The organism is Lentisphaera araneosa HTCC2155, assembly GCF_000170755.1.
Lineage (GTDB): Bacteria > Verrucomicrobiota > Lentisphaeria > Lentisphaerales > Lentisphaeraceae > Lentisphaera > Lentisphaera araneosa.
Window position 1 is genome coordinate 118,429 of record NZ_ABCK01000008.1, and the last position, 21,726, is coordinate 140,154.

The 21,726-nt window shown below is 40.4% G+C and carries 19 protein-coding genes; 10 read left to right on the plus strand and 9 right to left on the minus strand.

Features of this window, described 5'->3' with window-relative positions:
* Positions 1-14 precede the first annotated feature (14 nt).
* The 6 genes from LNTAR_RS10190 (at position 15) to LNTAR_RS10215 (ending at position 7,494) form a co-directional block, all read left to right on the plus strand.
* Positions 15-1,610: an autotransporter outer membrane beta-barrel domain-containing protein gene (locus LNTAR_RS10190; RefSeq protein WP_007278614.1), complete on the plus strand. Its 1,596-nt coding sequence runs from the start codon at positions 15-17 to the stop codon at positions 1,608-1,610.
* Between the two features lie 138 nt (positions 1,611-1,748).
* The gene (locus LNTAR_RS10195; protein WP_007278615.1) at positions 1,749-2,099 is read left to right on the plus strand and encodes a hypothetical protein; all 351 of its coding nucleotides are present in this window, start codon (positions 1,749-1,751) and stop codon (positions 2,097-2,099) included.
* Positions 2,100-2,241: 142 nt separating this feature from the next.
* Entirely contained in the window at positions 2,242-4,332 is a 2,091-nt protein-coding gene (locus LNTAR_RS10200) for a type I secretion system permease/ATPase (protein ID WP_007278616.1), read from the plus strand.
* Positions 4,332-5,840 carry an HlyD family type I secretion periplasmic adaptor subunit gene (locus LNTAR_RS10205; RefSeq protein WP_007278617.1) on the plus strand — a complete coding sequence of 503 codons (1,509 nt, stop codon included), beginning with the start codon at positions 4,332-4,334 and terminating at the stop codon, positions 5,838-5,840. Before LNTAR_RS10200 ends, LNTAR_RS10205 begins: the two co-directional genes overlap by 1 nt.
* Positions 5,837-7,210 (plus strand): TolC family protein, encoded by a 1,374-nt coding sequence (locus tag LNTAR_RS10210; RefSeq protein WP_007278618.1) that lies wholly within the window; start codon positions 5,837-5,839, stop codon positions 7,208-7,210. The genes LNTAR_RS10205 and LNTAR_RS10210 overlap by 4 nt, the downstream gene beginning before the upstream one ends.
* Positions 7,211-7,224: 14 nt before the next feature.
* Positions 7,225-7,494, plus strand: a complete 270-nt coding sequence (locus tag LNTAR_RS10215) for a hypothetical protein (protein WP_007278619.1) — start codon at positions 7,225-7,227, stop codon at positions 7,492-7,494.
* 67 nt (positions 7,495-7,561) lie between these two features.
* Here LNTAR_RS10215 and LNTAR_RS10220 read toward each other — a convergent pair whose 3' ends face one another.
* Positions 7,562-8,743, minus strand: coding sequence for a serine hydrolase domain-containing protein (locus LNTAR_RS10220; RefSeq protein WP_007278620.1), 1,182 nt, complete (start codon positions 8,741-8,743; stop codon positions 7,562-7,564).
* Positions 8,744-8,932: 189 nt separating this feature from the next.
* Between LNTAR_RS10220 and LNTAR_RS10225 the strand changes: the two genes are divergently transcribed.
* A complete protein-coding gene (locus LNTAR_RS10225) occupies positions 8,933-11,809 on the plus strand; it encodes an FAD-binding and (Fe-S)-binding domain-containing protein (RefSeq protein WP_007278621.1) in 2,877 nt (958 codons plus the stop codon).
* A 20-nt stretch (positions 11,810-11,829) separates the two neighbouring features.
* Here LNTAR_RS10225 and tsaA read toward each other — a convergent pair whose 3' ends face one another.
* From tsaA to bcp, 8 genes are all read right to left on the minus strand, one after another.
* Positions 11,830-12,591 carry a tRNA (N6-threonylcarbamoyladenosine(37)-N6)-methyltransferase TrmO gene (gene tsaA, locus LNTAR_RS10230; protein ID WP_007278622.1) on the minus strand — a complete coding sequence of 254 codons (762 nt, stop codon included), beginning with the start codon at positions 12,589-12,591 and terminating at the stop codon, positions 11,830-11,832.
* Positions 12,588-14,363, minus strand: a complete 1,776-nt coding sequence (locus LNTAR_RS25535; RefSeq protein WP_007278623.1) for a hypothetical protein — start codon at positions 14,361-14,363, stop codon at positions 12,588-12,590. Before LNTAR_RS25535 ends, tsaA begins: the two co-directional genes overlap by 4 nt.
* Positions 14,360-15,946, minus strand: a complete 1,587-nt coding sequence (locus LNTAR_RS10240) for an ABC transporter permease (RefSeq protein WP_007278624.1) — start codon at positions 15,944-15,946, stop codon at positions 14,360-14,362. The genes LNTAR_RS25535 and LNTAR_RS10240 overlap by 4 nt, the downstream gene beginning before the upstream one ends.
* Positions 15,947-16,059: 113 nt before the next feature.
* The gene (locus tag LNTAR_RS10245; RefSeq protein ID WP_007278625.1) at positions 16,060-16,497 is read right to left on the minus strand and encodes a hypothetical protein; all 438 of its coding nucleotides are present in this window, start codon (positions 16,495-16,497) and stop codon (positions 16,060-16,062) included.
* Entirely contained in the window at positions 16,497-17,387 is an 891-nt protein-coding gene (locus tag LNTAR_RS10250; protein ID WP_007278626.1) for a TIGR01777 family oxidoreductase, read from the minus strand. Before LNTAR_RS10250 ends, LNTAR_RS10245 begins: the two co-directional genes overlap by 1 nt.
* Positions 17,384-18,232, minus strand: a complete 849-nt coding sequence (prmC, locus tag LNTAR_RS10255; RefSeq protein ID WP_007278627.1) for a peptide chain release factor N(5)-glutamine methyltransferase — start codon at positions 18,230-18,232, stop codon at positions 17,384-17,386. The genes LNTAR_RS10250 and prmC overlap by 4 nt, the downstream gene beginning before the upstream one ends.
* Positions 18,229-18,648 carry a preQ(1) synthase gene (gene queF, locus LNTAR_RS10260; RefSeq protein WP_007278628.1) on the minus strand — a complete coding sequence of 140 codons (420 nt, stop codon included), beginning with the start codon at positions 18,646-18,648 and terminating at the stop codon, positions 18,229-18,231. The genes prmC and queF overlap by 4 nt, the downstream gene beginning before the upstream one ends.
* A 17-nt stretch (positions 18,649-18,665) precedes the next feature.
* Positions 18,666-19,133, minus strand: a complete 468-nt coding sequence (gene bcp, locus LNTAR_RS10265; protein ID WP_007278629.1) for a thioredoxin-dependent thiol peroxidase — start codon at positions 19,131-19,133, stop codon at positions 18,666-18,668.
* A gap of 87 nt (positions 19,134-19,220) precedes the next feature.
* Here bcp and LNTAR_RS10270 point away from each other — a divergent pair, with 87 nt between their 5' ends.
* The 3 genes from LNTAR_RS10270 (at position 19,221) to LNTAR_RS10280 (ending at position 21,724) form a co-directional block, all read left to right on the plus strand.
* Positions 19,221-19,718: an NUDIX hydrolase gene (locus LNTAR_RS10270; protein ID WP_007278630.1), complete on the plus strand. Its 498-nt coding sequence runs from the start codon at positions 19,221-19,223 to the stop codon at positions 19,716-19,718.
* Between the two features lie 67 nt (positions 19,719-19,785).
* Positions 19,786-20,532, plus strand: coding sequence for a metallophosphoesterase family protein (locus LNTAR_RS10275; RefSeq protein WP_007278631.1), 747 nt, complete (start codon positions 19,786-19,788; stop codon positions 20,530-20,532).
* Positions 20,533-20,548: 16 nt separating this feature from the next.
* Positions 20,549-21,724 (plus strand): hypothetical protein, encoded by a 1,176-nt coding sequence (locus LNTAR_RS10280; protein ID WP_007278632.1) that lies wholly within the window; start codon positions 20,549-20,551, stop codon positions 21,722-21,724.
* Positions 21,725-21,726 lie beyond the last annotated feature (2 nt).

Genomic DNA, 21,726 nt, shown 5'->3' on the forward strand with positions numbered 1-21,726 from the left:
AAGAGAGATATAAAATGGCTAATAATTACAAAATAAAGATCAAAGATTACGTCACCGAAGGCGAAATCAGTGATATGGCTCGCTATGATAATGCAAAGGTAGAAATCTCAATTCCGGATACAGAGTTAGGGACTTTTCAATCTTCCATTAGTGGGACCATTGATGGTAAAGATAAAATAAGCATTAAAATGTCGAGCTTTGATGAAGCTGTTAATTTATACTCCAATAATGATACAGTATCAGTTAAAGTTGATAACTATGCAGGTACTATCAATACTGGTGGAGATAACGACCAAATTTCTGTCAAGGGACAGTGGGTAGATGGAAGCATTTCTGGAGAGTTTGGAAACGATGCTATTTCAGTTAAGGCTTCTGGGATTTTTACTGGTTCTATTTCAGGAGATGAAGGTAATGATAGCATCAGTTTAAAAGCTCTTGATGGTTTTGATGGTCAAGTTAAAGGTGGATCTGGTGATGACGTCATCAAACTTAAGATTAAAAATGAGTATGATGCCGATGTACTTGGTGGTGAGGGTAACGATAATATTAAACTCACGGGAAATTTAGCGGGTACAATAGATGGCGGTGCTGGAATTGACTCAATTAAAGTTTCTGCAAAACAGTTTGATTCCAGTGCACGTATCTTAGGTGGTGATGAAGTTGGTCAAGGAGACCTTATTAAAGTTTCAGTCCCTACCTTCACAGGTGAAATTGATACTGGTGCAGGTGATGATCAATTAATCTTAAATGCTAAAAGAACAGAAGGTATAATTCAATTAGGAGAAGGTGAAGATACGCTAAATCTCACAGTAAAAAATTATAGCTCTCAGTTAAATACAGGTGATGAAGCCGATAATTTATCAATTTCTGTGAGTAATGGTTTAGATGTTTCATCTATTAATACTGGTGAGGGTGCGGATGTTGTGAAAGCTAAACTTAGCAACTATGCGGGTACGGTTGATTTTGGTACTGAGGGTGACATAGTGAATTTAAAAGCCAGCTCATTGATAGGATCTATTGACTTTGGAGAGGGCTTAAATAAAGCAACGCTTAAACTTAGTAAAATTGAAGGTAGTATTGATTTTGGTGACGACAAAGATTTAGTGACCATGAATGGCAGTGAACTATCTGGATCTATCGATTTTGGTGATGGGGATAATGAAGTTTCTGCAAATATTAGTAATGTTGATGGTGATATCACTTTTGGGTCGGGTGATGATACAGTTAGCTTATCGGGCAAAAGTATGTCAAGTACTTTAGATTTAGGTGCAGGTGAAGACGAATTGACTTTTAGTATGTCAAAATTCACAGGTACTTTAGACGGTGGCGCTGACGATGATGATTTATTCATCAATACATCTCTTTTAGAAGGTGCTGAAGTAAGCAATTTCGAAAATATAACTTTAGCTAAAAAAGTTAAAGTCGATGCTGATATTTTTACTTCCGATGCATCTATATCTGGTGATGTTAAATCTTCCATAGATCTTAGCGGTTGGGAGAATACAGGAGATTTGTGGACTGACGGTGTTGTCACTTTAGATGTCGAAGGTTCTGCAGATTTTGATACTGATTTGAACAATGGTGTATTTACCTTTTCAGGTCTTGTTTAGATTTTTTAAACTCTAAAAAACACTTTTATGTATTGCTATACTTCTAGTAAGTGTAGCAACATTTTTTGTTATATTTAATAGTTTTTAAGGATAGCATTATGGCTACATAATTTTGTTGATGGCATTGCAGATATCAATGTGCTTTCAGGTAATATTAGAATTGAATTATTCCGTTATTTGGATGAGGGAAAGGGAGCGGATAAACTTAGTTTAACTGATGCAGGTTTAATTGTTATGTCTCCAGAAGCTTTTTTAGACACTTATAATAAAGCCACTCAGCTTTTTAAAGTGTTAGAGTCAAAAGGTGTATATAAACGTACTGAAAATAAAGAAACCGTAAATAATAGCTCAGACTTAGCTTCTGCTAAAAAGACTTCTTCGAAGTCTAAGAAATCACCTACCGCAAAAAAGACTAAAGCTAGAGCGAAGTCTACCAAAGCAAAGCCAAAAGCACAAAAGCACAAAAGAAATAATAAGGTATTTCTTTAAGAGCAATACACTAAGAATAGTGTTATCCTAAAAATACATTTGATTATTGTCGTTTAAATCAGCTTACTTTTTTCTGTGTAAAATTGTAAGCATTTAGGCGAGTGCTATACTTTGCGCATATTAAATTTATTGAGAATGATTAATGAGTGTAAATGATTTTGACTATTTAGCGTCATGCTTATCATTATTAGCTAAGCGAAGCTCAAGGTTATATTCCGAAAATGCCCTTAAAGACGGCCTTCCTTTACAGGATGGGCAGTTGAATGTTGTGAGTTTTAAAAGGGCTGCAGTTAGAGCGGGCTTTAAATCTGAGGTTGTTAGAAGAGGCCCAGAGTCTCTGTCTACATCACTCTTTCCTTTAATAATTGTTTGCAAAGATCAGTCGGCAGTAATATTGGAAAGCTTTGAAGAAGATACTTATACGATTTTTGACGTTAAAGAGAATTGTGAACGTAAGCTAAATGCGGATGAGCTCACGGAATTATCATCCGGTTTTGCAATTTTACTGCAAGACCTTCAAGAGAGTGAAGCGCGAACAGAAAAAGAGAATTGGTTTTTCTCTACTCTTTTTAAATACAGATCAATGTATGCTTGGGCTTTAGTTGCATCTGTTTTTATTAATATGTTTGCTCTAAACTCATCGATTTTTATTATGACTGTTTATGATAGAGTTTTGCCTAATAATGCTGAGTCTACACTATGGATGTTAAGCGCGGTAGTGATTGGGGCATTTGTATTTGATTTTATTTTTAAAACGGTTCGCTCGGCCACTCTGGATAGGATTACTCAACGAGTTGAAGTTATTTTATCCTCAAAGATTCACGAGAAATTAATGCGCGTGAATATGACTCATCGTCCTCCCTCAGCAGGACACTTCGCAAGTGTTGTTAAAGATTTTGAGTCAATTAGAGATTTTATGACGTCTATGACATTGACCGCTCTAATTGATCTGCCTTTTGCTTTGTGTATTTTGTTTTTTATCTATCTCATTGCAGGTAAATTGACCTTTGTTTTAGTCGCTTGTGCTTTTGTTTTATTAATTGTGAATGTTTTAGCACAGCCTTTACAAAAACTACTGGTCGGTAGATCCATGGAAGAAGGAGCTCGCCGTCAAGGACGTTTAGTTGAAGTTGTCAATAATCTCGATATAATTCGAATGCTTAATGCACAATCTTTGTTTCAGTACAAATGGGAGCAAGATACAGGAGTTCTTTCAGAAACTTCAAGAAAAAGTAAATTTGCCAGCTCCGTGACACTTTCCATTTCCTCAATTATACAAAATATGGTTTCTATTTTTGTTGTTATTGGCGGTTTCTACCTGATTCGTGATGAAAATATGACGATGGGACAGCTAGTTGCGGTGGTTATTTTAGGCGGTCGTGCCTTAGGGCCTTTAGTGACAGGTATAAATTTATTAGTACGTTATCAATACGTTAGAAAGGCTTACACTAATGTGGATAATTTTATGCGCTTACCTGAAGAAAGAGATCCAGATAGTTCTTTGTTAAGTCGACCAGAAATTATGGGTGAAATTTCTTTGGAAAAGGTCGGGTTCTCTTACCCTAATCAAATTTTTAGAGCACTTGATAATGTGTCTTTCAAAATTAATAAAGGTGAGAAGGTCGGCATAATAGGTAACGTGAGTTCTGGTAAAAGTACTTTGCTTCGCTTAATCCTAGGTCTTTATACTCCTACTGAAGGGAAGATTTTAGTTGATGGTACCGACTTGCGCCAAGTGGATTCAGCAGATTTGAGACAAGCTGTCTCCTGCATTTCACAAGAAGCTAAGCTTTTTGATGGTTCAGTAAGGGATAATTTATTTTATGCCAATCCGCATTTATCTCATGAAGAACTTGATGAAGTTGTTAAGGTTTCAGGTTTAGATAAACTTTTAAATTCTCAGCCCATGGGTCTTGATTTACCTGTCGGTGAGGGTGGCTCACAATTGTCAGGTGGACAACGCCAATTAGTCGCTATTGCTCAGGCAGTAGCTAAAAACCCCCCTATAATTTTGATGGATGAACCTACTTCATCTTTAGATACAGGTGCTGAAGCTGAGTTTTTAGCCAAAATGAAAGAGTTTACTAAAGACAAAACACTTATTCTTAGTACTCACAAAATGCGTGAACTGCAGCTCGTTGATAGAATTATTGTTTTAGATAAAGGACTTATGATTGCTGATGGCCCTCGAGATAAGGTGTTGGAAGTTTTACAGAATAAGGGGAAGAAATAATGGATAAAAAAGAAATTGCTAAATTGCAGCCTGGTGATGAGAAGTTTATTTCTGATCTTAATGCTGCTATAATGCATAAAAACAAGAAGCTTCCTTTTCTCGTTTTGGGAGCTATGGGCATTTTTGTTATATTTATCATTGTATGGTCTCATTTTTCAGAAATAGAGATTATTACTCGTGGTATGGGCAAGGCCGTGCCATCGAAAGAGATTCAAACGATTCAAAACTTAGAGGGTGGTATCATTTCTAAGATGAATGCGAAAGAAGGTCAATCAGTCAAGCAGGGTGAGTTATTAATTAAGCTTGATAATAGTAAGTATTTGTCTGCTTTTAAAGAGATGGAAGCTGACCGTCGTTCAACTAAATGTAATTTAACTCGTTTGTACGCAGAGTATAAAAACTTGCCTACACTTGATTTTTCTGATGAATTAAAAATGGATGAACTCTTGTGTAAAACCCAAAGTAATTTATTTGAAGCTCGTCGTAAGCAGTATTCTTCGCGCATATCAGGTTATGAGGTGAAAATCAAGCATTTAAAAGTTGAGCTTTTTGAACAAGAACTTTCGCTTGTGCGCTTGAGAGCTGAGATGAATCAAGCGGAACCTGAATTTAAAGACTTCAAAACCGTTAATGAAAATATGGTGGCTTTAGAAACACGCCTATATGAAACTCGTAAAAAGATCTATGAAGCACAGAAGACGTCGATTAAATCGAATCAAAATATATTGAGAAAAGAACTTGAGCAGACCCGTGATTTGGAGAAAAATGGCGCCGCTTCTATGGTTGAAGTTCTACGTCTTGAAAGGCAGGTAATGGATATGGAAAGTGCCTTGCAGTCTTTAGAGTCGACACGTTTGCGAGATATCACCATGAGTATAGAGAGTCGTAAACAAAGTAAAGTTAAGTTAGAGGGGCTTTTGGTCGATAGTGAATCAGCACGGAGTCAATTTGAAGCTGATTGGTTTAATGAGATCGCATCAAGTATTGCTGATTACGAGGCAAAGTTGAGTGCAGTGAAAGAAAAAATATCTTCCTTGCGGGATACAGTTGATCGTACTGAAATCAAATCTCCTGTCGACGGGGTGATTAATGAAGTTTTCCAAAGGAATGAAGGTGGTGTCGTTAGTCCTGGGCAGCCAATTTTGGAGATTATTCCCGATGATGAAAAGCTTGTGGTAGAAGGTATGGTTTCTCCTCAAGAAGTTGCATTCTTAAGAAAAGGTATGCCTGTTATCGTGAAAATAACCGCCTACGATTACTCTGTGTATGGTGGCTTGGATGGTGAGCTTGTTCACATTTCTGCTGACACTCACACAGACGAAAGCACGGGTGCACCATTCTATAAAGTCCTCGTTGAGACCGAAAAGAACTACTTAATGGAAGAAAATAACAAAGTTATTCCAGGAATGACGGCTCAGTTAGATATTTTGACGGGAAAACGTTCAGTCTTGAACTATTTTATCTCTCCCATTTATAATGCACAAAGCACGGTATTTACTGAACGATGAAACTATTCTACAACTTTTTAATCTCTACAGCAATTTTGACATCTCTGATTGCTGATGATGCAGAGCAGGCAACTGATCCCCAACAAGATGGGGTGAAGTATGAAAACAACACTCTGCAATACGCACTACACAAGGCGCATGTGAGTCATCCTGAACTCAAGACACAAAAATATACTGTAGATGCGTCAAAATATACTTATCAATCTTCCAAAGGAGCTTGGTTGCCAACCTTAGACGTCAGTACAAGCATTGGTCCAGAAAGAAATGTTGACCGAATCACGACAGTGAATGGAAGGCAAAAGGGGACTGAAGATGAAATTTATGAGCTCTATCAAGCTAGGGTGCGTCAAGTGCTTTTTGATGGAGGCTTGAGAGATAGTCTAATTGACCAAAGTCATGAGCAATTATCTCAATCAAGAAATACCTACGATGAAACGAGAGAAGGCATTAGTTTCTCTGTGATTTCAGCTTACGTAGAAATTTTACGTCAAAGTAAGTTGGTTGTTTTATCTGAAGATAACTTTAACCGACATAAAGATCTTTATGAAAAAGTAAAGAAACGCTTTGATTTGAAGCGTGAAACAAAAGTGTCTTTAGCTCAAGCACAATCAAGATTGCTAAGATCAGAAAATGCCATTATTCAAGCAAAGCACAGCCTGAAGCAGGCTAAGGTTGCCTATAGACAGTTAGTGGGTGAAAATCCTCCAGGAACTTTGGTCGATGTGAGGTTAGTAGATTTTAAAATGGAAGAAAGTCTCTTTGATGCCTTTAGTATTTCTGAAAATCACCCTGCTTTATTGAGAGCGGGTAGTCAAATCACAGAAGCAAGAGCGGGCATACAAGGAGCCAAGTCACGATTTGCACCTGAAGTTGCCTTAGAAGCTAATGCGTTTTATGATCGTTATGCGAGCGGGATAGATGCCGAGAATGAAGAATATAACTTATTACTGACCGCTAACTGGAATCTCTTTAATGGTTTTCAAGATAAAAGAAATTATCAAGCCTCTATCAGTAGACTTTATGCTTCGACAAATAGTAAGGATGCAGTAAAAATACAGATTTTTGAGAATGTTGAAGATTCTTGGATCGAAATTTCTAAGTTAAAAAGGAATGTCACTATTCTTAAGGAACAAAAAGAATTGGCTCAATACACAGCAGATGGTTATGTCGAGCAATATGATAAATCGAGTCGTAGCCTTTTCGATGTTTTGAATACTCAAACAGATGCATTTAACTCAGAGACTGCGTACATCTCAGCTATATATGATGAAGTTGTAGCTTTTGCGCGCTTAGGTTTCTTTATGGGAGACCTTTCTCAACGAGTTGTGGGCTATAAATTTGATAAAGAACTATACTTAAAACAAAAATAATTAGGAGAAAAATTATGAGTGTAAATTATGTAGATGGCATTTCAAATGTTGCTTCAATTTCTGGTAACGTACGTATGGATTTATTCCGCTATCAGTTAGATAAAGATGCTGAGGGTGGAAAAAAAGCTGAAGAAGTTGAGCAGCTTATTATGTCTCACGAAGGCTTTCTTGATAGCTATAAAAAAATGACGGTTATCTTCAACGCTCTTGCGAGCAAAGGTGTTTACAAAGTAAAGCCTAATGAAGATGCTGAAGAAAGTAAAGAAGAGAAAAAAGAAGCTTAATTCTTTATCTTCAATACTTTGAAAAAAGCCTAGTGAATTCTCACTAGGCTTTTTTTGTAAAGAGTTTTTACTTTACAAAAGCGGGGATGATATTTTCAGGTGCTTTACTTAGCATAGATCCCATGCCCTTGTTGTGAGCCGTACTGACAATAATTAGTTCGAGTTTAGGGAACATGAGAATAAATTGTCCACCGGCGCCTCGTCCTGAAATACAGTGGTAGCTCTTGTCGCCAACTTTTGCTTGATGGCCCCACCAAAAGTAGCCGTAAGTACGATGTTCATTAACGTCAATGGGGCTTATGGCGACTTCGATAAATTCTTTTGGGATTAAGTCTTTCCCTTGCCATTGACCTTGATCCATGATCAGTAAACCCATTTTGAGCATGTCTCTCGAACGCCAGCTCGAACCAGCCGCAGATTTAGGTGAACCACTTAAATCATCTTGCCAGGCATAGTTGCTAATGCCCATAGGAGCGAGGAGCTCATTTTTGATAAAATCTTTAGCTGAACCAGGGACGACGGCTTCTAAAACTTGCATGGCCATAGAGGGGTCCGAGCCTTGGTATTTAAAGCTTTTATTTTTCATGGGACTACTGAGTTCCATGTATGTTTGAATTTGTCCCTGGCCCTTGAGGCTATGGGGATTTGTTTTAATAAATTCTTGGGCACGCTTTTTCTCCACTCGAATACCAGAGCGCATACTCATGGCTTCGTGCAGCGTGATCTTTTTGGTGCCCTCGGCTAAATTTGTTTGATTAATATCTTTTAAGAAGCTAATAACGGGTTTGTGAAGGTCATCCATCGTCATATAGCCAAGTTGTATGGCTCTGCCAATCGCCATGGCAGTATAGGATTTGGTAATCGACATTTGGTAATGAGGGTAGTTGCTACGTCCACGCTTGTAATAAGATTCTAAGAGTAGCTTTCCTTTGTAGGAAATAAGTAGGCTATCAGTATTATTATGCTTATTATCAATGATTTCTTGAGTGAATCTAAGGATGTCTTCTTTGTTGCCACCATCAACGCCTAGCTCGCCTACGGTGATGCCATCATTTTTATCTTCAGCTTGAGTACTGATAAAAGCCTTTTCGAGGTAGGGAATCTTTTTTTCCAAAGTATAGGATATGTCTTTGGCATTTAAGTCGGTGACTTCTGGTGCGAGGCCGTTGCTATTATCGGCTTGGAGTAAAAGGCCTCCTATGGATACGAGGCAGAAAACGAATTTATTTGTGCTTGATCTGAACTTCATGTGAATCCTTTATCTTGTCATGTTTATTACACTACGCTTTAAAAGACTGAAATATAACAATCAGGATGAGAAGATCTGCAATTTTGGTCTTTGGGCGTGATTTTTCTTTTCGTGCTTAGCGGCTTGACTTAGTTGCTGTTTTTGCGAAGCCCGCTATTTTTAGGTAAATTTTTTAGGAGCTTATTCGTCGTGTTAGCAAAGTTAAAAGAGTCCTTGCAGGCAGAACTCTATTGGGATGATACGCTACGTACTCTTTATGCAACGGATGCTTCCGCTTATAAAGAAATGCCTTTAGCGGTTTGTTTCCCAAAAGACTCCCAAGATCTTCAGGCGCTTATTTTATTTGCAAAGTCTAATAACTTGAGTTTAATTCCACGAACTGCAGGGACTTCTTTGGCAGGGCAGGTTGTCGGTTCCGGTATTGTAGTTGATGTGTCAAAATATTTTACTGAGATTATTGAAGTTGACATTGAGCAATCTTTTGTACGTGTTCAGCCGGGTGTTGTACGCAATGAACTCAATAAAGATTTAGAGTCCTTAGGCTACTTATTCGGCCCAATCACCTCTACGGCAAATAGGGCGATGATTGGCGGTATGTTGGGGAATAACTCTTGTGGTCAAAATTCCTTGCGCTACGGAAGTGTTCGCGATAAGCTTATTTCAGTCAAGGGTTTTTTGAGCGATGGCTCAGAAGTGGTCTTTAAAAATCTATCCCCCGATGAGCTCAGCGCTAAATTGACTTTGGAAAGCCTAGAAGGAGAAATTTACAGAGAGCTTTATTCGATTTTAAGTGAATATAAATCGGAGATTGTGGAAGCCTATCCTTACCCTGAAATTCATCGTCGTAATACGGGGTATTGTTTAGATCTTTTAGCAGCGATGGATCCATTCTCCAATGAAGGCAAAAAGTTTAATATGGCAAAATTGATTGCGGGTTCCGAGGGGACCTTATTTTTTGCTACAGAGATATGCCTTGAGATAGAACCTTTGCCTCCCAAATTTCGAGCTTTGCTATGTCCGCATTTTGATTCAATTGATAAGGCTTTAGAAGCGAATGTTTTAACTTTAAAGTATCAGCCCATGGCAGTGGAGCTCATGGATCGCTACATTTTGGAATGTACTGCGGGCAATCGACTCTATAAAGACTTGCGCTTTTTTGTTAAAGGTGATCCCGATGCGGTGCTTATGGTCGAATTGGATTCGGACTCTGAAGAGGGGGTGAAGAGCAAAATAGAAGAATTGACGGATGAGTTTAAAAGCCTTGCTTTATGTAATGATATATATTTAGTTAAACAGGAGGATATCGCGAAAGTTTGGGCCTTGAGAAGTGCAGGCTTGGGGCTTCTTTCTAATGTCCCTGGGGATGCCAAGGCAGTTCCAGTAATTGAAGATACCTGTGTAAGGGTTGAAGATCTTCCTCAGTATATCAAAGAATTCAATCAAATTCTCGATGAGCACAATTTATATTGCGTCCATTATGCTCACGCCGGTTCAGGCGAGTTGCATCTACGTCCTATTATTGATTTAAAAACTAGTAAGGGCCATGCCCAATTTAGAGCGATTGCCGAAGATATTGTTGACTTACTGAAAAAATACCGTGGTTCCTTGAGTGGTGAACATGGGGACGGTCGTTTACGAGGGGAGTTTATTGAGGCTATGTTGGGGTCTGAGGTTTACCAACTCTTGGGAAGGGTAAAAAAAGTCTTTGATCCCCAAGGGGTGTTTAATCCGGGCAAGATTGTGCAAACCGCACCAATGGATGAAGCCCTGCGTTTTGAGGCAGGGACTTTGACCCCTGATTTCGAAACCATGTATGATTTTTCTCATGAGCAGGGTTATTTAAGGGCAGCTGAGTTCTGTAATGGCTCAGGAGATTGTCGGAAATCATCTCTCATGGGCGGCACGATGTGTCCTTCTTATATGGCAGAGAAAGAGGAGAAATACACAACTCGGGCACGAGCCAATATCTTGCGTGAGTACTTGCGCAAGCCTTTCGATAAAAGTGCTTTTGAACATGAAGAAATAAAAGAAGTTCTTGATACTTGCTTATCTTGTAAGGGCTGTAAATCAGAGTGCCCTTCAAATGTGGATATGGCGAAATTGAAATCAGAGTTTTTATATCAATATTACAAAGTTAAAGAAGTGCCCTTACGTACGAGGCTGATTGCGTATTCCGCAAAAATTGCTGACTTAGGGGCTTATGCACCGAGGCTGTTTAATTTTTTGAATCAGAGCTCAGCGATGAAAAAGTTTTTGCGAATCTCGCAAAAGCGCCCGACACCTCAGCTATCACTCAATTCATTTAGGTCTTGGTTTCGAACTCATCCGCAAGAAGCTTTGTCAAAAAAAGTTTATCTCTTTGTGGATGAGCTCAGTAAAAACTACGATAGTGATCTGTTAATTAAGGCCGTTAAGCTACTCAATAAACTCGGTTATGTGGTCATGTGCCCTGATCATGAAGAGAGTGGTCGTGCAGCTTTTTCTAAAGGTTTTTTAGATCACGGCCGTGCTTGCGCAGAGAGAAACGTGGAAGTTTTTTCACGTTTAGTAGATGAAGAAAGTCCGCTTATTGGCATTGAACCATCGACACTTTTGTGTTTTCGCGATGAGTACATAGATATTCTGCGTGGTGATATGAAAAAGCAGGCGCAAAAATTGGCAAAAAACGCTTTTTTACTCGATGAGTTTTTAGCTAAGAATAGTTCAAACTTATCTCAGCAATTGTTTACTGATAAGTCTCAGCGAATCGATGTGCATGTGCATTGCTTTCAAAAATCTTTAGCGCAAGCATCGACCTTAGCTACAGCTTTAAGCATCCCGCGTAATTATAGCGTTAAGCTAATTGATTCAGGCTGTTGCGGTATGGCAGGCTCCTTTGCTTATGAAGAAGAGCATGAAGAGATGTCCGAAAAAATAGCGAATTTAAGTTTAATACCCCATATTAATCAAGTTAAACAAGAAGTGCTTATCGTGGCTTCTGGAACGAGTTGTCGCCATCAGATCAATGATCTATCAAAACGCGAGGCTTTACATCCAGTGGAAATTCTCTATGATGCACTCACTTAATATGGTAATGTTACTTTAAATCAAGCGAAAATTTCTGTGAAACTTCGATGCTCGCCCATGTCCTGCCATTTGGAATCAGTATCACTATTTAAGGTCTCGGCATCATAGCCCGAATAGATTTTATCTATGTGAATGGCTTGCTCATTTTGATAACATCGCAAACGCCAGCTTTTACAGGCCAGTTCAAATTTTTGATCATCGAGTTTTTTGATGCGGTCTCGGCTGGGGCGAATACCTGCCGAAAGGATCTGACTCGCTAAGCGCTTGATTTGCCATTGAGAATGTTGCTCCAGCCACTGGATTTGTTCATAGGCTGCGTCTTCCCAAAGCACGTCAAAATGTTGGTGGTTTTCCACTTCGTCTAACCAACCTGCCGCAGAATTTTCAAATGAATCGGCAAAAGGGATGTAGGGTTTGATATCGAAAATGGGGGTTTGATCAATAAGATCGTGTCCACTGATCTTTAAAGTATTGCCTTTAACTTCAAGGAGTTTAACACAGGAGAGGCCGATGGGGTTAGGGCGATGGGGGCTGCGTGTGGCTAAGACAGAGATTTTTTTATCGCCTCTGGGGGGGAAGACTTTTCGCTTCCAGCCCTCGCTTAGATGAAAGTGAAAGACCAACCAGAGGCGCTCAATCCCTTTGAGGTCTTCTATAGCCTGTGACATATCTTGAGTAAAAATGATTTCTGCTTCGAGTTCTCTAAGGGAGCCTTGGCTAGGGAGTTCGTAGAGCTCGCTGGAATTGCAGTGTAGGAAAGCGATCGGCTCGAGTTCCATCATTGTTGTGATTCGATCATTTTTTGGAGCTTATCTTTGTGCTGAGGGAAGCGTTTCTCGAAGTTTTTGCGACTTGCATTTAAAATCCGATTAAAAGCAGGGATTTGTCGACCTTCACTAAACTTTTTCATTTTAGTTTGATAGTTTTCATGGAGGGTTTTTGCCATCAGAAAAAATTGTGTGGAGCTTTGTTCAAATTCATCGCCATAAAGCAGCAGTGTCATCGAGCGTTGTAAGAGATTATGGATGCCGTAGAGAACCTCGTTTTCGTCTGAGCTTTGGTAGAGTTCGAGAAACATTTTACTCACAAAGCTATCGATGTCTGGCGGATTTTTGATGTTTTGAAACTTAATGAGCTCTTTGAGGTAAGCTTGGGATTTTTTCTTATCTCCTCTCATGTACAAGGCTAAAATGGCTTCTTTTAAGAAGTTGCCATAGCCAGATTTGAACGAGCTTGATTTAGTCTTGTTAATGGCTTCTAGATTTAACCTTTTAACCACATCAGCGAGCTTGAGGTTATTTGTCCAATCAATAGATAGTTTGTCGCCATCGCGGTATTCAAGAAGCTTTCCTCCTTGGAAGGCTGAGTAGAGACTTTGGACAATCATACGTTCACATTTGACCGAGAGTTCAGTGTGACCAGATTGTTTACCTCGCCAAGCCCAATAAATGGCATGAGCTTGTGGTAGGTGCCAATCAAGATCGGGGCTAATTTCCTTTTCGACTTCTAGAGCAATAGATGGGATGATGCGGTAGTGTTGTTCAGACCAACGACGCTTGAGGAAGTTTGAAATGAATTGCAAAGTGATTGATCGCGTTTTTGGTTGCAGTTGATTGAAGCTTTCTGCGAAGGCTTGAGGTAGTTTTCCCGAACGACGATAAAAGGCTTCTACCTTGCTCCAGTCACTTAAGTTCTCATTCATTTTCATGAAGTGATCTTTAAAGAGCGTGATGTCACTTAGAGCTAGTTGTAGCGTGCTAAATTCTAGAGGAGCTTCATGACTCGCTTTGGCGTATTGACTTAAGATTTCAAGTTGTTCTTCTGTTATGACTTTTTGAAGAGCTTTGGGCAGATCGCGGCCATTGGCAACATCCTCTAAGAGTTGTTTGAGGTTATTGTTGAGTAAATAACTCGTGGCTTGACGAAGACCTGCTTTTTCTAATTTATCGCCGAGGATTAAGGGGTTGGTATAGAGTTCATCCATGGCTTTCCAGTCGGGTTTCTTGCCATAAATTTTTTGCATTTCGATTGCCCATTGAATCTTATAATAGCGATTGGCATCATCGAGATTCTTGTCGATTTTATGGCTGAAAAGCCATCCGAGTTCGTGGTAGAGTTCGGGGTCATTATTGTTGTACTGCATGGCTTCATCACGAATTAAAGAGATGCCTCTTTGAACCCAGTGCCACCTTTCGGTAGGATCTTCAACGGTTACAGAAATGTTGTAAGCCATATTCCAGGCAAGGTGATTGACTGCTGTGGTATAGCGAGGTTGTAAAACTGTAATCAGTTTGGCAATTTGGTACGATTCATGGAAGCGTAGTTCCTCTTGGTTTTTAATATTTCGAATCCAAAGCCAGTTGGCCATGAGCCCACGAAAGCTACCCAGTGCTACAGTGGTGAAGACAATTTCTGGTGGAGCATCTTTCAAGACCACATCATCATTGAGTTTGTGTTTCTGACGAAGCTCGCTGAGTTGACCGATGGAGATATGGGCCATGAACAAGGCGCAAGCCATTACGATAAGGCATATGGGGTAAGTTTTTTTATTCATTTTCTTGCTACCTTACCAAATTCTTTTCTTTTGACGCACTGAACCGTGATGGCCAGCAGTGCCGATATTTTTAGTAGAACTTCAATGCTGAGGATTTTTAAAGCATCAAAATAACTAAGGATTTGTCCTCGAGCTAAGTATTCTCCGCTATGGAAATCGCCAAAGCCTGCAATGATTTTTGAAATGGCTAAGTGGAAATAGAAAATGATTTGTTCGAAGAGCCCCGGTGGGGCTGCGGTGGCAATAAACGAGTTGAGAAGAGATCCCAAAATGAAGTAGGTGCCGGCCAAAAGAATGGCCATGCTCGATGAAAATAGGAAGCCAAAACTACAGCCCACGGCGGTGAAGGTGGCGAGTAAGCCCGTGTACAATAAGAAAGTTTGAGTCATGGATTGTTTGAAGCTGTACTGACCCATGACGATGAAGGGTCCTTCATTCTTGCGGATTAAGACTGCATTAGTGTTATTTCTACCGCGTTCGGCATTGGTGATTTTGACTTTGGCTTCGCCATCTTTTGAAATAAAATCTGAACGAATGGGAAGGTGATAGTAACGAGCACCACGACCTAACCAGGGGTAGGGGTCGCTCCAGATTTTTTTATTGGGCTCCCACATAGAAATGAGAACATTAACTTGGCCAGTTTTATTGAGACTGTTTAAATCCATGCCATAGAAGAGGCGCATTTTGAGGTAGATGTCTTTCTCTTGCTCAGTATCGAGGCCAGAGAAGGTCCATTCTTTTGAATCACTTTGGCCAATGCGGCCTTCTGAGCGAGCAATTTCATCGCGAATAAGGGGGAGCATGTTGTCGCGCATGTTCTCGCGAGTAAGTCCTTGTTTGAGCCTGCGATCAAAAATTTCCTCAGCACTCGCTTGTCTAAATGAGGGTTCACCATCGTGATGGATTCGGGCCGTAAGTAGTTCAGTTTTTACTGAGACTAGTTTTTGCATATTGCTTAAGGCAAAGCTTAAGTTGGTGAAGATGTTAGCCTTGTTGATGCCCAAAGTATCGACGTCTTTGAAATCTTCTTTACTCAGCTGTTTTTCTGGTTCAACAAGCGAGTAATAGAGGCGGAAGTGTTCGTTGGCCATTTCTCCCAGTTGGCGATCTTTGACTTTGCCCTGAGGATAATTTTCATAAAACCAAGCAATGACTCGATCGGAGTTTTGGAGATATTCATATTTAAGTTTTTCATAGTCATTTGAAACATGCCAAGTGATATAGCAAAAGCTGAGAGCAAGTAAGGATGCAGAGATGCAGAGTGTGCCTAGGAATTTCCCCAGCCAGATTTGCGAAGTTCGCACGGGGCGCGTAAGCATTAATTGAATTTGGTGTGATTCGACTTCCTGGGAAGATAAGTTGAAGGCACTGAGCCAAAGTGTAATCAGCGCACAAAGCAAGACGGCCATGTTGATGGAGTATTCAAGGCGAACCAAGAACATGCTTTTGAGTGTGCCGTCGCCCGAAGTATCAGCAGTAAGAATCCAAATGAGACAAAGCAAAACGGGGATGATTGTAAGCAGGGCTTTCGAGCGTAGGTGGGCTCGTAAAGTTTGTTTGGCAATTGTAAATATTTGAAACATTTAAACCCTGTTTAATCTTCTCATTCCTATTAATAGAATAAGTTTAGGTCTTTTATAAAGTCAAGGCAATACATGTGGGTGGAGAAAAGGCTAAAAAAGAGCTTTAAAACGACTTAGTCCTGAGGGCTTAAGCCGAATGCCTCCAAACAACGCTTCGTTTCTTCAAATGAGTCGCTCACGATTGTGAAGCTTTCGTAGACTTGATTATCATTGAGAAGAGAGCTCAAGCCTAGTAGCTTGTGAATGGCTTGATTGATGGGCTCGTCTTCTTCATAAGAGAGACTAGAGAAATTATAGAGTGAATCAACTTCTTCTGCGATTTTCGCAATTTTAATCATTTCGGCTTGCTGAGCCCAAAATAGAGCATCGGGACCATAGGCAACGTACCACTCTGTTTTTGAGTGTAAGATTTGCTCAAGAGTATTCTTCATTTCATCAGGATTGAGACCATCTCTGAGGCTTATATGTAAGATGGGGCAGTTATTTTCGGCTTGATAGTCGTTTGCGTCAAATAGCTTAACTTCTATTTTGTCCTTGTGGGTGAATAACATTATTTCTTGGGCTTGAGTAAAGTTTTGATTGTTGGATGAGTGAACTCAAAAGAGCTCGCTTGGATTTTTTGCGGAGAGATTTTTAGATCACATAAAAATAAGTCATCAGCCATCTCCTTGGGGAGGAGTTTAAAAACTAAGGTGGGGACAGGAAAGATGCTGGGTCGGCCGAGATGTCGGGCCAGTGTTTTTGTGAACGTGGCATTGCTAATGATTTCGGGGGCACAGGCGTTGATAGGGCCACGTAGAGAGTCGTCATTTAAGCAGTGAACAATCAATTGAACCATATCGCAGAGGGAGATCCAGGGGAAGTAGCGTTTGCCCATCCCAATATTCCCGCCCAAGCCCATTTTGAATACGGGCAGGCATTTGGCTAGCATGCCCCCGCCAGGGCCAAGAACGACTCCAGTTCTCATGAGGACTCTACGGATTTCGAGTGCTTCGAGACTTTCTGATGCGGCTTCCCATTCCTTACAGACATGAGCAAGAAAGCTCTTGCCATTAGGGGAGTTTTCAGTCAGTTTTTGCTCAGATTTGGCGCCGTAATAATTAACGCCAGAAGAGCAAATAAAGACTTCGGGTTTATTCTTGCATTCCGCTATGGCACGGCAGAGCGTTTTAGTGCTTTCTGTGCGGCTTTTGAGTAGAGTTTCTTTGTATTTGCTAGTCCATATTTTATCTGCGACACCGGCGCCGCCTAAATGAATGACTGCGTTAAAGCCTTCAATAGAAGAGGCTTCAAGTTCACCAGTGCTTGGATTCCATTGAATTTCGTTTTGACTATTCGGTGGCCGTCTAACTAAGCAATGGGTTTCTAGACCGGACTTGCTTAGTTCTCTGATGAGAGCTTGGCCAATAAAGCCGCTGCTTCCTGCAACAAGTATCCTCATACTGGTCTCTGAGCTTTGAGAATGCGGTCGCGAGAACTGTAATCTTTGACGACTTCAACATTTCTATAGTTTGAAGCTTCAAAGAGTTCTAAGCAACGAGAGCCTTGAGAAGCTCCAATTTCAATCAAAATGTAGGCCTTAGGCTCCATGTATTGAGGAGCCTCTTGGGCAATCCTTTCTATGATAGCCATCCCATCGTGATCGGCAAAAAGTGCTGATGGAGGTTCGTGTTTAAGTACGTCTTTGCCCATTTCTGGGCGTTCAGATTCACTTACATAGGGAGGGTTGGAGGTGATGAGATCGAATTTTATGTCATTTGCGATCTTGGCAAAGAGGTCGCATTGAAGGAGTTCAATATTTTGAGTTTTGTTTTGGGTGATATTCTCTTGAGCGTAGTTTAGTGCTTTTTCTTCAATATCACAGGCGACAATGCTTAAGCTCTGTTTTTTTTGCTCTTGAATCGCGATGGGGATACAGCCTGAGCCGGTGCAGAGATCAAGCAGTTTTTGACCTTCTTTGATATGTTTTGTAGCGAGGTCAACGAGGCACTCAGTTTCGGGGCGCGGGATGAGGACTCCGGGACCCACAGAAATTTCTAGACCATAGAAGTTTGTGCTGCCACAAATGTATTGCACGGGTTCGTGTCTTGCGCAACGTTGAAGCTTTTCGCGAATAGAGCTCAATTCACTTTCGCTTAATGGGCGATCGTGCTGTAAGTAGAGGTCGAGTCGCTTGATATTTAATGAGTCGGAAATAATCCACTCGGCATTAACTTTAGGCGATTCGATTTTATGTTTAGCCAAGTAATCCTCACTCAGAGTGAGGATCTCTCGGATATCTTTCACGACTCTTTTTTGTGCGAAGCTTCGATGTCGAGGCTAATGCCTCCGCGCGGCATGAATTCACCATAAACAGTGATTTCGCGAGGATCGCAAACGGCGACAATATCTTCGAGAATTCTATTCACGACTTCTTCATGGAAGCTGTTGTGGTTACGGAAGGCAAAAAGGTACATTTTGAGTGATTTTGACTCTACGCATTTTTTATCAGCAATGTAGGTGATGGTGATTTTTCCAAAATCGGGCTGGCTTGTTACAGGGCAAAGAGCCGTGAATTCAGGGCAGTTAAAAGTGATTTTGTAATCGCGACCAACGTAGAGGTTGTCAAAAACTTCGAGTGGCGCATCATCTGGAGATGTGAAGTAATTGTTCTCGTTTTTGCTGAGAAGAGTGAGGTCGTTTAGGCGTTCTTTTTCGCTCATTATAAATCCTAACTTAATTAAGCCTGAAGCTCTTTGAGGGCTTCGAGCACTTTTAGGGGGTGGTCTTCGGCGCCGCGTACAGTCTTCCAATGTTTTAGAAGAGTGCCATCAGGAGAAATAATTGCCGTTGAGCGAATGATTCCCATGTACTTTTTGCCGTAGTTATTTTTTTCGCCCCAAGCATTGTAGGCTTGTAGCATTTCCTTTTCTTCGTCAACTAAGAGCGGGAAGTTTAAATTGTGCTTGGCAATGAATTTTTCATGGCTGGCTGCGGAGTCCGCAGATACACCTAAAATAGCACAATTAGCTGCAGTGAATTCACTTAAGTTATCGCGGAAAGTGCAGGATTCCTTAGTGCAACCAGGAGTATTGTCTTTGGGGTAAAAATAAATAACAAGATATTTGCCTTTGTAGTCTGTGAGAGAATGTGAGTTGCCGTTTTGGTCGAGTAGTGAAAAGTTTGGAGCCTGTTTGCCTTCTTCCATTTTGGTAGTCCTTAGCTAGGGTTGAATAGTTATCGGAGGGTAATATAATCGCTTTGTCTAATGTAACAAATTTGAGAGTGTAAAATAATGAAAAAGCGAATTGAAGCGACTTTGATCTACCTTATGGATAATGATCAAGTATTGATGCTTGAGCGGGTGAAGAAACAAGGGGATATTCATATAGGGAAATGGAATGGTTTAGGTGGTAAAGTAGAGTTGGGTGAGTCAATAAAAAAATGCGCTATTCGAGAGTTGAAAGAAGAATCTGGCTTAAGTGCGGAATACTTTGATTTTGCGGGACATATAACTTTTCCAGGGTTCGATAAGCATGGTAATGATTGGTCGGTTTATGTCTTTAGGGCTTATGGACCGAGCGGTGAAATGATTGAGTGTGATGAAGGAGAGCTTTCATGGGTCTCCAGAGACGACATACTTTCACTTAACTTATGGGAAGGTGATAAGCATTTTATACCCTATGTTTTGTCAAATAAGACCTTTTTTGGCGAGTTTTGTTATCAATCGGGTGAATTATCTTCATATACACTCGATTTTGCCGACTACTTAAGTGGAAAAGATTTGAACTAAGACTTAAGGAGGTCTAGTTTGACTCTATATTATTATAAATAATTTTTAAAACTATTAGTAGGTTGTCATGTTATACGGTATTATCTCCGATTTGCACTCCAATTTAGAGGCAGTGCGTGCGGTAATTGAAGAAGGGAAAAAATTGGGGATCCAGAAGTATATTTGTCTGGGTGATATTGTTGGCTATAATGCCAATCCTAAAGAAGTTATCGATATTGTGAGAGATGAGCTTCAGCCAATTGCCGTAATTAAAGGTAATCACGATGAATATGTTTCTCAAGAAAATGAGCTCATTGGTTTTAACCCACAGGCTGCTCAAGCGGTTCAGTGGACTCGCGAGCAATTAACTCTCGATGACCGTCAATGGTTATATTCCTTGCCAATGACTAAGAACTTATGGCAGTTAAAAACAACAATTGTACATGCGACTCTCGATAGTCCAGAAGCATGGGGTTACATTTTTGATAAATACTACGCTGAGAACTCATTTTCTTACCAAAGGTTGCCCTACTGTTTTATTGGTCACTCACACGTACCTTTTGCTTATGAGCAAATTGGTGGAGCAAAAGGAGTTATCCAAGCAGGTCGTTATGAGCAGATTCGCTTAAATCCTAATCATAAATATTTAATTAATGTTGGTTCGGTTGGTCAACCACGTGATGGTGATAACCGCGCAGCTTTTTGCTCATTTGATACTGATGAACGAGTTGTGACGCTTCACCGTGTCGAATACGACATAGAAACGACGCAGAAAAAGATTTACGAAGCTGGTTTGCCGGAACGCTTGGCTTTACGCTTGCAGGTTGGCCGCTAGTTAATGGAGCCACTCTGTGAATAGAAAGGATAAGGGGGCTTCAGCTAGTTCAAAATCACGAACTAGAATGAATACCAAAGCAGGGTCAGGGGCGACTGCAGCGCGCTCAATAAAAGAAAGACCTCAGACAAATGCTAGAGCTAATAGCCGTGCCAATTCAAGATCACACACTCGTGCAAACACTCACTCACCAAGGAAACACAAATCTGGTGGGGGTAGTCTATCTTACATTATTGTGACTCTATTGACTTTTGGGGTGATCATTTCTGATATAACAGGACCAATGCAAGGCTGGTTGAGGCCTGCTAAAGCAGTTGAAGAGCCAAAAGAAAAAGTGATAGAAGAGCCAAAAGAAGAAGTTAAAAAAGCTCCCAAAGAAATTAAGAAAACTTCAGTAAACAAAAAACCTCAGAAAACGGAAGAAAAAGCAGCTGTTTTTCAAGCGAATATTAGTGCGGACTTAAGTGCTGAAGAAGTCGAGGAAGCTGATGAAGAGAAATTGAAAAAAGCTCGCTATGAGGATCTTTATGCAGAACTGAAGACTAAAGTTAAACCGCCCCCCATGAATAAAAGGGTCTTAGTTCAGATGAGAAGTGGCCAGAAAATGTATTGTCAAGTAGTTGATATTACCAAGGGAGTATTATCCCTAGTGAAGATTGAGCCGTACAATGGTAAGATGAAGGTGAGTGCTTCAAAACTTTCAGATAAAAGTCGAGCTATGTTTTTTGGCGATGAATTTGCGAAAGCTAAAGCACGAAAAATGGTGGCCGCTGAAGAGCGCGCGGGATTCTTTAGAAAAGATCCAGCAACCGAGTCGGGCTTTTTTAATCCAGACTTAGAAGAAACACCTGAGAAATTGGTGCATGCGGTTCAAGAAGTGGGGACCTGGCTCAATTTACAAGCTAGCCGTGGAGCAGGAAGTGGAGTGACACGCATGGGGGCAAAAATTAATGGTCAAGCCAAGATCCTCTACGTGTACGTGGGTAGAGGTTTTTTCAGTAAAACTAAAAATGAAAAAGCTCAGTGGTTAGAAGCTCTTCGTCAGTTTTGGGTTTTACGCTGTAAAAGTAATAGCTTAGCAAGCGAAGCCAATGCACATGTATGCTTAGTACTAGATGGTAGAAACTTGATTGTAGGTGGTACTAAAGAAACTGATTCAAAAAAAATATGGCTGAAAAAAAACAGGAGATAGGG

Excerpts from the sequence above, each read along its gene's own strand:
- LNTAR_RS10210 (WP_007278618.1), top strand. The coding sequence starts at position 5,837 with ATGAAACTATTCTACAACTTTTTAATCTCTACAGCAATTTTGACATCT.
- LNTAR_RS10220 (WP_007278620.1), bottom strand. The coding sequence starts at position 8,743 with ATGAAGTTCAGATCAAGCACAAATAAATTCGTTTTCTGCCTCGTATCC.
- tsaA (WP_007278622.1), bottom strand. The coding sequence starts at position 12,591 with ATGATGGAACTCGAGCCGATCGCTTTCCTACACTGCAATTCCAGCGAG.
- LNTAR_RS10275 (WP_007278631.1), top strand. The coding sequence starts at position 19,786 with ATGTTATACGGTATTATCTCCGATTTGCACTCCAATTTAGAGGCAGTG.
- queF (WP_007278628.1), bottom strand. The coding sequence starts at position 18,648 with ATGAGCGAAAAAGAACGCCTAAACGACCTCACTCTTCTCAGCAAAAAC.
- LNTAR_RS25535 (WP_007278623.1), bottom strand. The coding sequence starts at position 14,363 with ATGAATAAAAAAACTTACCCCATATGCCTTATCGTAATGGCTTGCGCC.
- bcp (WP_007278629.1), bottom strand. The coding sequence starts at position 19,133 with ATGGAAGAAGGCAAACAGGCTCCAAACTTTTCACTACTCGACCAAAAC.
- LNTAR_RS10190 (WP_007278614.1), top strand. The coding sequence starts at position 15 with ATGGCTAATAATTACAAAATAAAGATCAAAGATTACGTCACCGAAGGC.
- LNTAR_RS10245 (WP_007278625.1), bottom strand. The coding sequence starts at position 16,497 with ATGTTATTCACCCACAAGGACAAAATAGAAGTTAAGCTATTTGACGCA.
- LNTAR_RS10215 (WP_007278619.1), top strand. The coding sequence starts at position 7,225 with ATGAGTGTAAATTATGTAGATGGCATTTCAAATGTTGCTTCAATTTCT.
- LNTAR_RS10240 (WP_007278624.1), bottom strand. The coding sequence starts at position 15,946 with ATGTTTCAAATATTTACAATTGCCAAACAAACTTTACGAGCCCACCTA.
- LNTAR_RS10200 (WP_007278616.1), top strand. The coding sequence starts at position 2,242 with ATGAGTGTAAATGATTTTGACTATTTAGCGTCATGCTTATCATTATTA.
- LNTAR_RS10270 (WP_007278630.1), top strand. The coding sequence starts at position 19,221 with ATGAAAAAGCGAATTGAAGCGACTTTGATCTACCTTATGGATAATGAT.
- LNTAR_RS10205 (WP_007278617.1), top strand. The coding sequence starts at position 4,332 with ATGGATAAAAAAGAAATTGCTAAATTGCAGCCTGGTGATGAGAAGTTT.
- LNTAR_RS10250 (WP_007278626.1), bottom strand. The coding sequence starts at position 17,387 with ATGAGGATACTTGTTGCAGGAAGCAGCGGCTTTATTGGCCAAGCTCTC.